At 42.8% G+C, this 11,946-nt stretch carries 8 protein-coding genes; 3 read left to right on the top strand and 5 right to left on the bottom strand.

Annotated elements, in window-relative coordinates; genetic code table 11:
- The first annotated feature begins 378 nt into the window (after positions 1-378).
- Positions 379-1,188, top strand: coding sequence for a hypothetical protein (locus tag QME20_RS19190; protein WP_014950850.1), 810 nt, complete (start codon positions 379-381; stop codon positions 1,186-1,188).
- A 168-nt stretch (positions 1,189-1,356) separates the two neighbouring features.
- Here the strand turns inward: QME20_RS19190 and QME20_RS19185 are convergent, their stop codons facing one another.
- From QME20_RS19185 to QME20_RS19175, 3 genes are read right to left on the bottom strand one after another with little or no spacing between them, the layout of a single operon-like run.
- Positions 1,357-2,868 (bottom strand): TolC family protein, encoded by a 1,512-nt coding sequence (locus QME20_RS19185; RefSeq protein WP_281716480.1) that lies wholly within the window; start codon positions 2,866-2,868, stop codon positions 1,357-1,359.
- A complete protein-coding gene (locus tag QME20_RS19180) occupies positions 2,781-3,833 on the bottom strand; it encodes an HlyD family efflux transporter periplasmic adaptor subunit (RefSeq protein ID WP_281716479.1) in 1,053 nt (350 codons plus the stop codon). The genes QME20_RS19185 and QME20_RS19180 overlap by 88 nt, the downstream gene beginning before the upstream one ends.
- Entirely contained in the window at positions 3,834-5,561 is a 1,728-nt protein-coding gene (locus QME20_RS19175) for an ABC transporter ATP-binding protein (RefSeq protein WP_281716478.1), read from the bottom strand.
- Between the two features lie 197 nt (positions 5,562-5,758).
- Here QME20_RS19175 and QME20_RS19170 point away from each other — a divergent pair, with 197 nt between their 5' ends.
- Positions 5,759-6,649 carry a LysR family transcriptional regulator gene (locus QME20_RS19170; protein ID WP_281716477.1) on the top strand — a complete coding sequence of 297 codons (891 nt, stop codon included), beginning with the start codon at positions 5,759-5,761 and terminating at the stop codon, positions 6,647-6,649.
- Between the two features lie 46 nt (positions 6,650-6,695).
- Here QME20_RS19170 and QME20_RS19165 read toward each other — a convergent pair whose 3' ends face one another.
- Positions 6,696-7,370: a YkgJ family cysteine cluster protein gene (locus QME20_RS19165; RefSeq protein ID WP_049588902.1), complete on the bottom strand. Its 675-nt coding sequence runs from the start codon at positions 7,368-7,370 to the stop codon at positions 6,696-6,698.
- A gap of 500 nt (positions 7,371-7,870) precedes the next feature.
- Entirely contained in the window at positions 7,871-10,225 is a 2,355-nt protein-coding gene (locus tag QME20_RS19160; protein WP_281716476.1) for an Ig-like domain-containing protein, read from the bottom strand.
- A 214-nt stretch (positions 10,226-10,439) separates the two neighbouring features.
- Here QME20_RS19160 and QME20_RS19155 point away from each other — a divergent pair, with 214 nt between their 5' ends.
- A complete protein-coding gene (locus QME20_RS19155; protein ID WP_014977509.1) occupies positions 10,440-11,846 on the top strand; it encodes a mannose-1-phosphate guanylyltransferase/mannose-6-phosphate isomerase in 1,407 nt (468 codons plus the stop codon).
- The last annotated feature ends 100 nt before the right edge of the window (positions 11,847-11,946 follow it).

Raw genomic sequence — 11,946 nt, 5'->3', positions numbered from 1 at the left:
TGCTGTTTTGCTTTTCCCCCGAAGCGGATGCGCATTTTAGGGAAATGAGCGCTCACGTCAACACTTATTTTAAAAAAGTTGAAAAAACTGAACCAACCGTCTATTTTTCGCTCAAATGTGATAATTAGTAGACAATATGGACTAATTACTAATAGGATAGGAATTCAGATCCTATAAAGTAGTAGTTCTTAAAGTAGTATTTGATCCTGCCGTTATTATATTAATGCTTAATATTAGCGATAGATATTAAGGCTTGCGTAAAGGAATACGTATAAGAATGTATATAAGCGTAAATGACCTATGCTTTGTGTTCTTTATAAATGTATTAATACTGGTGGTGTCAGAAATTGGCTACGCAATAATTATAAAGGTGGGTTTATGTTACGAACTCTTACACTGCTGTCTGCGGCAATACTAGCAACTCATGTTAGTCATACAGCAATGGCACAAGAATTATCCTCAAATGATGTTGCTCAGCCACCTGCGTCAGCGAATGTAGAAAGTGCTGACGAGTCAAATCATTTTCAAACCGCCTTCTTAAGACGTCAAGTAAACCAAACTATGTCGGTTGGCCGAGCAATCAGTTCAATCGCTGGTCATTATCCGCAAGAGATTGTGTCTATTGTGGATATTGCTTTAGATACCTATCCAGACAAATACAGAGAGATCATTTTTGCTGCTATCTCTGCACAACCTGCGTCTACTGAAGAGATTGTACAGCTGGCTATTGAGAAAGAAGTAAGTAGCTGCCCTAACATTGTTCAGTTAGCGATAAAAGCAGAGCCGACTTATGTCGACTTTGTTGTGCAGGCTGCTGCGGTTTCGACACCTGAAGAGCTAGATGAGATTGTACGCGTTGCCGTGCTTACTCAACCTGACGCAGCAGACAGTATTGTTCAGACATTGTCGCAAGAACATCCAAATAAGATTGTCGATATCATGACAAGCGCATTGAATGCTGTTCCTTTTGTTGGTGAGTATGTAGTGGATGCGCTTCTGGCCGTGTTTCCTAACGAAGCAGAAACGGTAGTTGAAACGGCAGTGAGAGAGTCTGCGCAGCAGCGTGAACAAGTAATGCGTATTTTAAATACTGCGCAACACGCGGGTGTATCTCAGGATAAGTTAAAAGAATACGCTATGTCTGCCGGACTAAGCGAAGACGACTTTAATAGTGCACTGGGCAATTAACCGCCTACTAATTGATTTTTAAAAAAACGGCGTATTGACTTACTCAATACGCCGTTTTTGTTTATAGCTGTACTAGTATCTTCAACCCTTACCTGCTTTTTAACAACAAGCAGCAAGCAATAGCACCCAAGCCTACTTCACAATTAAACTCGATGTTTTCAAAAAAGCTCAGTTGTTAAGGGAGTGCAACATAGCGGCTTCTTTATAAAGGGTTAGTTCTGCCTTTAGTAAGTCCACTTTCGCTTTTATCTCTTTTATTTGGGCCTTAATTTCATTTTGTGCGCGCGCATTTAACACGAACATATCACTGTCACCTGCATCGAAACGTGTTTTTTCTACTTTAGAAAGGGTTTTCGCTAGCGCCGCATTTTCACTTTGAAGAGCAACAATGTCTTTCGCCTGCCCCCAATAAACTAGCGCCTGTTCAAAACGCTGAGTTATCGCTTGCTCAGTAGAGGTTAGCTTGTGCTCTAGCTCTCTTTGCTTTGACTGTAATTGGGCTTGTTCAGCTTTCGCCTTCCTGTTTCCTAAAGGGTAGGAAAACGACAGACCTACTTTTGTTTCGGTACCGTCTAAATTTGACGGACCAGAACCTATATCTCTTGCAACCGATGCTTTTAAATCTAACTTCGGCAATAACGCGTTACTAGCCAGCGCAGCCTTGTTATTTACCACCTGCTGTTCTAATTTCATCACATCAAGTTCAGGGTGATTACGAAGGGCATTGCGAAGAGTCATAAGCTGACCGGTACCAACCCAGAAAGGCCAGTTGATATCTTTAGGCGGATTCGCTTCATCTACTATCAACATATCTCCCTTAGGTGAACGCCAATAAAAAGAAAGCATTTGAGCATGTGCGTCTCGCTTTTGCTTAAGCTCGGCAAGCAAAAGGCGCTGTTGCAAAATGTTGGCTTTAAATTCTGTCAGCACAACATTGGCTAAATCTCCTTTCTCTACGCGGGTCACCAACGCTCTTTCACGTTGTGTTGCGGTGTTAAGCAACTCTGTAACGGCATTGACTTGCAATGCGCTTTCGTACCACGCAACATATTCACTAACCCCTTTGTAAACAAAGTCATTAATTAAACTTGTCGCTAACGCTTGCCATTGTGAAGTCGCTAGCCCTGCATTGGCTAACTCCGTTCTACGCTTATCCAGTTCTCTATTTTTAAGTAGGGAGATGGCAATGCCCACACTAGCCTCGCCGCCAGACAAGGTTTCGTAATCGGCTTCGTACACCGGGAAATCACCGTCTGATATACGGTACTCGGTATAAACTGAGCCATTAAAGTCTTCGAACGGATTAGAAAAGCGCTGCGTTAAATTAGTACCATCGTAATATCCGCTAACGCGGCTACTGGTCTTCTGCTCTATAAACGGATCAAAACTGCTTCTTGCAATTTCTAACTCGGCTGCAGCTTGATAGTTTCCTTCATTTATCGCCCTAACGTAGGGATGATAGTTCACCATACTCTGGATAAGTGCATCGATTGATGGTGCTTGCCTAGTATTTTTGTTTTGCGCTACTGCATCAGAAACATGAGTGCTAATAACCGCAACAGTTGCAAGCACTGCTAATGTAAACCTTCGAATTACCATATTGATGCCCCAGCCCCCTTGGCTCCACCGGTAGTAGGCTCTTGCGTTGGCAATGGCGGGAAGTTGTTCAACTGTCGCCACATCTCGTAACCTAGACGCACCTCTTCTAATAGCACCCACGCTTTAACCCGGCTCCCCAAACGCGCAGAACTTTCAGCTGGCCAAGGAATATCAGACTCGTCAGGTCTAATCCACACGTTAAAATCGCCAGTAGCATTAGCAACAGGCTCTACATACACAACTTCACCACCAAAGGTACCTATTGCACTACCCGGCCATCCACTAAACTGAAAAACGGGCCAGCCATCAAACTGCAAACGCGCCTTTGCACCAGGCTTAACCAGCGGTGCGTCTAACCCTCTCACGGTAACGCGAACGCTGCGTTTTGCATCTGCTGGAATAAACTGCCCAAGAATATCGCCCGACTTTACGAACGTAGACACACCGCCTGATAGCAACCGAACAACCGTACCATCAACGGGTGCATATTTAGTTTGCGTCGATTGGCGAGATAAAATCATGCTTACTTCATTAATCTCCGAAACAGAGGCGGCAGCTTTTGCTCGCAGTTCCTGCACTTTTATCTCGGCCTGTTCTACTTCTTTGCGTGAAACCAGCCCTTGCTCTTGCAGAGACTGTTGACGCGCCAGGTTGTTCTCAGCATTTCTTACTGCTGTTTCATTAGCTTGATTCTTTAAGTTCGCTGCTGAAAGCTGAGATCGCAGCTTCTCAAGTCGCTGCGCATCAATATCGATTAACGTAACGATTGGCTCGCCGGCTTTTATTTGTTGGCCTTCCCTTACGTGCCACTGCTTTACTTGTCCATCAACTAACGCATTTATCGGTTGGGTTCTGTCTTTAGGATCGAGCGAGTCGACCATACCGGTGCCATAAGCCGTTTGGATCCATGGTGTGAAATACAAAATTAATCCAGCTGCCAACACCAAGAAGATGATAACTCCGGTAATTACACGATGAAGCTTTGGCACTTTCAATGAAGGCAGTGAAATGATGTTATCTAAAAAGCGACGTTCTGCGTGATTCACTTACTCACCCTCCTTATTGTTCTTTGAAGCCGTGCTGCTCTCACTTGCGTTAGTAGCACTAATCGGTGACTCACCATTTGAATACTCATTTAACATTGCCGTTGCGTTATCGTGCAGATGCAACACACCTTCGAAACAATCTGGCAGTGGCATATTGGTAAAATACATGACGGTAAAATCATATTTACTTAAGCGTCTTAGAAGTCGCGCCCTCAACTCTACCGGTATTGCGTCGAAGTGCTGATTCAAAATGAGCAGCTTAGGTTTACCAATAATTGCGGCGGCAAGTTTAAGCAACAAAAACTCCAATGGCTGTAGCGGTGCCCCTAATACGGATACTTTAGTCTGCAAACCCTCTGGTAAGCTATCTATCACTTTGGTCATTTCTACTTCCTCAAGCGCAGCGCGAATATCCGCGATGGTTGCCTGAGGATGTGCCAACTTTAAGTAGCGCTCTACAGAAACTTCGATAATTAAAGAACGATCTAGAATGGTGACGGCCTGCCGTAACTCATGGGTGTCGTAATCGTTTAGACTAAGCTCTCCTAACAAGATGTCGCCCGATTTAACGCGGTCATATTGCTTCAGCAATCCTAGCAGTTGCTTCTGCACCCAACTTTTATCAGTAGTAACAAAATACTTAGTGCCAGGTTCGAAGATAACATTGAGGTGGCACGCATCATTACCATGTTTAAGTTCAACATCGTTAAACACCAATTTAGAAGAAGCTGGTATCTGTTCCGACGTATTGAGCTCTTCCTGCGGCATGTCAAGAGCGCCACCCAGCTTCTCGGCAGCGCCATATAACTCATAGTAAAGTTTTAAATATTGGGTAAAGCGAGACAACCCAAAGAAAACAGCAGACATCACAAGCTCAGCAGCCACTAGCTGACCGATAGAAAGCTCGCCTTGTACAACCAGAACACCACCGATACCAAGTAGCGAAGCACTCGCCACGGCATACATCAATAGAAACATAACCACCTGCGAAAAGGTGTAGTGAAAGTGGCTTTTGTGCTTTTTCACATAGTTACTGATATAACCTTCGGTGCTGCGCCCTGCGTATTCAACATGATCAGCTGACTTAAAGAATTCGTGAGCAATTGCAATATCGTGTAGCCACTTTGCAGAATCGTATTTCGCGTTAGACAATTCAATAGCCGTGCGCTTAGCACCACGCCCCCAAATTTTCCAAACCGCATACATGGTAAGTAAAAGCACCACATTAAACGCGAAAAGCGCTGGGTGGTAGAATGATACTAGAGTGAAACCTACCAGCATCTGTAGTACTAGCGCGAAACCATCAATCATTAAAGACGGCATATTCTTTTGAAAAGTCATTATGTCGAAGTAGCGCTGTGTAATGCTAACGTTTTGTCGACCTTCAAAAAAACTGTGGGGCGCGAGAATAGTTTTTAGCCCTAAGTCTGCGGTGAGGCGGGCGTAAACTTTACGCTCGTAGAACTCCATCACTCGCATACGAAGCGCGCTAAATACGCCAGATATAAATAAAGTAAGAAATAGAATGACGGCCAATATGATAACAGCCCGAGTTGAACCGATATTGGCGATACTGTTAATCAGCGTTTGAACCGCTATAGGTACCGCAAGGGTCATTAAACTAATTGCTACACCGTATGCGATAGCAACCCAAAAAAAGCCAGCTTCTGGTTTCAATAGCGAAAATAAGGTCTTTCGCGTTTTACGTAAATCAATTGGTTTAGCCATAGTTATGTCTTCAATATACCGCTAGCTTAAAAATCAGTGACGCGCCGTTTTTAATCGTACAAAAACAACGCTAGATAGTGTATTGCAATAGTTAGTTAGAATAAATCTGTTATATTCTTAATAGTTCATCGAAAAAAATGGGGTCAGAGTACATTTCTTGCCCCTAATACCTTCATAACCGAGTAACTTGTTGAAGTATGCATCACCTAAACTACCATCATTTATATTATTTCTATCTTGTTGCCCGTGAGGGTAGCATTGCGAAAGCCGCTAAATTACTCCACGTTACCCCGCAAACCGTAAGCGGGCAACTAAGCACCTTCGAAAATCAGCTAGGTTATTCTCTCTTTGATAGAATAAATAAGCGCCTATACCTGAACGCGCGAGGTAAAGTAAGTTATCAGTATGCCAGCGAAATATTTCATAAAGGCAATCAACTAGCTGAAATACTTAACAATAGCGATGAAGTGAATACGAAAGAATTTGTGATAGGTATTACTAATGGTATTCCAAAAGTGCTTTTTTACGACTTTGTGCATGCCACCATGCGTAGGTATTCACAGGTTAAATACGTGATAAAAGAGGATAGCTTCGACGGTTTGTTGAAAGAGCTCGCCATTAATGCAATCGATTTTATTTTAGCAGACAGAGGCATAGCCCCTGGTACACAAATAAGCGCCAATAGTTTTTTCTTGGGCGAAAGTTCGTTGAGCTTCTTTGCTAAAGCACCGCTTACTGAAGAACAGACTTTTCCAGAGTGTTTAAATCAAATGCCGTTGCTAATTCAAGGTAATACTTCAGGAATACGGCAAGCACTTACAAGTTGGCTTGAGACAGAACAGCTGTACCCCAAAGTTGTAGCCGAATTTGACGATACTGCTTTGCTTAAACTTTTTGGTAGTGAAGACTTCGGTGTTTTCTGCGCACCATCGGCCATTTCAAAGCACGTAGAAGAGCAATATGGCGTGCACTGTATTGGTAACGCAAGCACATTAAATGAGAGATACTATGCCATTACTGGCAAAAGCCGTGCTGACTACACTATTAGTGAGGCAATCGTAGAAGCCGCTCGCGGAATTCTAGCGTAGTGCACTTAATGGTGGGGTCAGAGTACATTTTCTGCCCCCACTTAATTTAAGCAGCAACACCACCATCTATATCTTGAGCATAAAAACTCAGTGTTAGAATTTTTTCTAACACAAAACGTAGTGCGTCATTTATAGGCATAAGCCTTTCCCCCAATTCATAATCTAATTGAGCAAGTTTTTGTCTGCCTTCTGCGATCATTGGCGGCTTTGTCGATGTAACTCGAACCTCACTATTTGCGGCAATATCATCCACTAATCGCTTTTCTAAGATATCTAAATGCTGAGGCTGTATAGCAATCAGCGCGGCCGCATACTTCTCTGGTACAGCTTGCTTAATTGGTTTACACACCGAAAGTGTGGCTTCGCCAGATTTGGTTTTATAACCTGCTGCACCGAACATACGGCAAATGGCAGGTCGGTATTCGTAAATTCCGCAGTAGCCTTCTTTACCGTCCAAACTTAAGCGTTGATATTGTTTACAGGCGAAGCCGCTGTAGTTGTCTAGCTCGTCAAACTCCTGTTCAGCCCGTCCTGTATCAAACAGATGAAGTGCTAAAGGCAGCATCTCCAATGGCGACACTTCAATGTCGGGGTTATTGCAACATGCACCACATTTCTCAACGCAGTTTAGTGACTGGCTAGATTGATATGCACTGAATTCTTGGGAAAGAGATTGGTAAACATCCATCACTTGGCTGGACAGCTCACGCAGCCTATTCATAACGACTCCGCTAATAAAAGCAAACTAAAACAAATACATGTTCATGCTGGTGTAATGTAATAGGTAGCATGAACTCAACATTCTGATTATTGATTTTGGTAACCAAATTGACAGATCGTACTGGAGGAAGAAATGTACTCTGCCCCCAATATTTTAAAGCATGCTTCTTCCCCGCCGGGTGTGCGTAAGCTTGAGGCTTAATGGCAGGGGTTGAATTGGTGCGGATTCTATTTTGGATTTTGGGATTTGGGAAGTTTTTTTGTGAAAGCTCTTTGATGATAAGAGCAATACAGCGATGTGGACACAGTAGGTATAACAGATATGTATGGCTTGTAGTAAAAAAATTTTGGTCGATACCCGTTTTTAATATGGTGGATGAACACTTTCCTGCGTACGGGATAAAATTAATTAACGCATTAACAGAATGGTTCTGTGGGTATTTTGGTGATAAATATACGTTGGCGCTAGCTCTGATAAACTAGCGCCATAACTTTTTTGAACTATCGCGTTATTAATTCCGAAGTATACGACAGCGAGATGTCAGGCGCATTTAAATTGCCTAAATCTGTATTTTCCCAAAATTCAGGATATTGTTCTTCTAGGTTTATTGTAAATGTAAAACTTAAACGAGGAAGAATGTTAAACACAGTGTCTTCGTTAAAATCATCTGCGTAATCAACTTTGTTGGACTGCATTTCAAGTATTGTAACAACACCTTCTTGCTTTGAGCCCAGTAATTTCCAAGTGTATTCTCTGTTGAAAGTAAACGCGTTACTTTCGCGTAACCCAATGATGTTGACCTCGTTGTCGTCTGCGGTCCATTGGAAGTTATAAAGTTCACGATCTCCTACAAAGTATGGCTCTTCCATATGGGAATAAATTCTCCCAGCCGTACCGTCCGCGTAAAAGTAATAAGCAAATAAGTCTTCAGGTAACGGTACACCATCTACGAAAAGTGCTTCATTGTAAGAAGACATCCAAACATTAGGTAATGAGCTCTCTATGCTGAAGTCTTCGGCCAACTCATAGTCTATGGCGTGCATATCGCCAGTGTATTTAATCGCTACGCCATCATTGTCAAATTCATAAAGCGCCAGCACGAAATTATTCTGCGCTTTAAAGGGCGTAACTGTGAAAGACATATCTTCCAATTCAATGTCTATAACACCATCATTTAGCTGCCATGTTCCTTGCACATCAAAAACAAGAGACGTAAAGGTATTATCATCTTTAAATGTGAACTGGTCGTTCAAAATACCAACTTCAGTACGCTCATCTTCATTTAAGTAGTCTTTGTCATACTTATAACTTCCCTGATAAGCAAATACCCAAGGTGATGCAAGCAGGTCTTCCTCGGTTACGGTAAACGTAGATGCTGTGGTGTCGGTGTACTTAACGTCGCTGGTAGTTTCGTAGGTGGTAGTAAAAGTTGGTTTATCTTGTATGTCATCCATCGGTGTGATGGAAAGCTCAGTGGTAGTTGTTAACACAGCAAGTGCGTGACCGCCGGATTGTGTTAGCAATTCTATACGCTCGCCCACTGTGGTTCGCTCTGTTTTCCAATACTCAATGCCATATTCATGAACATAACTAAGAATCTCCGAAGCTGTTTCTTCATCAAATCGATCATAGATTTCTTCGTCAAGAAACACAAAATAAGCTATGAGTGATTCATCAAGCTCATCAATAACTAAGTTTCCGTCTACAACACTCCAGTTAAATTCATCTGAATAAATATTAAATGCATTTTCCGCAGACGTTTTTGCGCCGCTACCGTCCGCGTTGAACGTATACGCTGTCATGCCCTTGCCAGCTTGCTGTTCTGAATGGTAGTAAGTCGCAAAAACCGCACCCGCAATGTCGGCATTTACGAAATTTTGCTGTAACGATTCATCTTCGAGAGTTTCTGCTCGGGCAGCATTAATTGCTTCCACATAAGCCTCGTCATAAGTACCGTCATCGTTTAACAGTCCCATGCTATCAACATACTTTCGGATGGTGCTTAGCGCATCGACTAGGCTTCCAGTAAAAAACGACAAGGTGCTCATACCTTCAGGAACCGAGAACTCGCTATTATCAGCAAGAACTTTTATGAAGCTGGCCAATCCTAAAACCTTTTCGAAGTCCACTTCACTTGCAAACGTATCGAAGCTTCCCTCGCCGCCGTTCTCTTTATACTCCGAATAAAGTACATCCATAGCCGTACTTAAATGAGTTATCTTGCCTGCAGGAAATAGATCGCTGTTAAGTTCATCAGTATTATTTTCGATGCTAATGTTACGCATCGTAGTGAAGTCACCGACTCGTGATGATAGCGTTACATGGGCTTGTTCTTCCGTGCCCACTGCATTAAGAATTAAATCGCCGGGCGCAGCACTTACAGTAATAGGAAGCGTGAATCGACCATCCGCACCGGCCTGCACGGAAGCAATTACATTTCCACCTGCATCGAGCGCGCTCACCTCTGCATTCGATAAAGGCGCATCGGTTGCAATACTCGAAATAGAAATAGACTGTTGGTTCGTGATTGTAATCGTTGAACTTACTGTGTTTTCACCGTCAGTTACATCGTATGAAAAACTGACTTCGCCCATCGCCAACGCTGTAGGTGTGTACACTATCTCATTATTGATGATAGCGGCTTCACCAACATCTGGCACTCCAACTGCCGATATAGTTAAAGCATCGCCGTCAGGATCGGTATCATTCGCAAGTACATCAATAGATACTGCGTCACCATTGAGTGTAACCGCGGAGTCTGCGACAAGCACTGGTAGTTGGTTGTTGTCGTCGGAACCGCCACAGGCAGCAAGAAGAGTTGAACTAACGGCAATAGCAATAATGCTTTTGTTCATTTTGAACGTCCTTGTATTTAGAGTAATTTACTATGAGACTTCGAATTTATCTGGCTGAATATAACCTATTGTTAAGCAATAATTAAGATAACTACTAGAAAATTAAATGCACTTTTTTTTGGCTAACGATTAAAGCCACGTCGAAATATTTTTATCTCGACCATAACTCAGTATACTGGATGCATAAAATGTATTTGAAAACTAGGGAATTCAAATGAAGCCAGTCATTCTTGCAGGTGGTACCGGAAGCCGCTTATGGCCAAAGTCTCGCGCCGCTTTACCAAAACAGTTCCTGTCTCTTACTTCTGACAAAACGATGATTCAAGACACTGTACTGAGACTCAATGGCATAGAGTCTTTGCCACCTTCTATTATCTGTAACGAAGAACATCGTTTCCTTGTTGCCGAGCAAATGCGACAAATAAGTGTCGATAACAGCGACATTCTTTTAGAGCCAGTTGGTCGCAATACCGCTCCTGCTATTGCACTTGCTGCATTTCAAGCTTGCGAAAACGGGGATGATCCTGTTCTTTTGGTATTAGCCGCCGATCACTTAATAAAAGATAGCGATACGTTTCGTACCAAAATTAAAGAAGCCCAGGCTCTAGCTGAACAAGATAAGTTAGTTACTTTCGGTATTGTCCCCACTCAGCCTCATACTGGTTACGGCTATATAAAAGCCGGAAACAAGCTGAATATTGGCTTCGATGTAAGTGAATTTGTTGAAAAGCCAGATATGCCTACCGCAACACAATACGTAAGTTCAGGTGAGTATTTTTGGAATAGCGGCATGTTTATGTTTAAAGCCAGTGCATTTTTAAAGGCGCTGGAAGTGCACGCACCTGACATATATTCGGTATGTAAAAAGGCGATTGAAAAAACCGAAAAAGATCTCGACTTTGTTCGTGTAGACAAAGACATTTTTGCTTCATGCCCAAGTGATTCTATCGATTATGCAGTGATGGAAAAAACTTCCGAAGCCGCGATGGTAACACTAGATGCAGGTTGGTCTGATGTAGGCAGTTGGTCGTCTCTCTGGGAGACGGGAGAAAAGGACGCAAATGGCAATGTAACTACTGGCGACACCTTATTAGAAGGCACCAACAACAGCTATGTGAATGCCGAGCACAGCCTCGTTGCAGTTATTGGCCTTGAAGACGTAGTTGTAGTTGAGACCAAAGATGCTGTTATGGTGGCGAATAAGAAAAACGCAGAACACATCAAAACCGTTGTGAACCGTTTGAAAGCTGAAAAGCGCCCTGAATTTGAGTTTCACCGCGAAGTTTTCAGACCTTGGGGAAGTTACGATTCAATAGACAATGGTGGACGTTTCAAAGTTAAGCGTATTACCGTGAAGCCAGGCGAAAAACTATCAGTTCAAATGCATCATCATAGAGCTGAACACTGGGTTGTAGTATCGGGAACAGCTAATGTGACAATAGGCGATGAAACGCAAATGCTAACGGAAAATGAGTCTGTTTATATTCCTATTGGGGCAGTTCATGCATTAGAAAACCCAGGAAAGATTCCATTAGAACTAATTGAAGTACAATCTGGAGCTTACCTAGGGGAAGACGATATCGTTCGTTTCTCAGATAGATATGGGCGTTCTGATAAATAAACGCAGTGTAAGGCAGTTTGTCTTGTGTCGTCCTAATATAGGTTGACAGTTATTAGGCCAGCTCTCGAAGCTGGCCTTTTCTATTATGCACTGCGTTAGG

Origin of the sequence: Alteromonas sp. CyTr2, assembly GCF_947311905.1 — a bacterium.
GTDB lineage: Bacteria > Pseudomonadota > Gammaproteobacteria > Enterobacterales > Alteromonadaceae > Alteromonas > Alteromonas macleodii.
Note: the sequence above shows the minus strand (reverse complement) of the source record. Positions and strands in the feature narration are given on the sequence as shown.

Bases quoted from the DNA above. Each gene is read 5' to 3' on its own strand.
- QME20_RS19190 (WP_014950850.1), top strand. From the start codon at position 379: ATGTTACGAACTCTTACACTGCTGTCTGCGGCAATACTAGCAACTCAT.
- QME20_RS19175 (WP_281716478.1), bottom strand. From the start codon at position 5,561: ATGGCTAAACCAATTGATTTACGTAAAACGCGAAAGACCTTATTTTCG.
- QME20_RS19170 (WP_281716477.1), top strand. From the start codon at position 5,759: ATGCATCACCTAAACTACCATCATTTATATTATTTCTATCTTGTTGCC.
- QME20_RS19165 (WP_049588902.1), bottom strand. From the start codon at position 7,370: ATGAATAGGCTGCGTGAGCTGTCCAGCCAAGTGATGGATGTTTACCAA.
- QME20_RS19160 (WP_281716476.1), bottom strand. From the start codon at position 10,225: ATGAACAAAAGCATTATTGCTATTGCCGTTAGTTCAACTCTTCTTGCT.
- QME20_RS19155 (WP_014977509.1), top strand. From the start codon at position 10,440: ATGAAGCCAGTCATTCTTGCAGGTGGTACCGGAAGCCGCTTATGGCCA.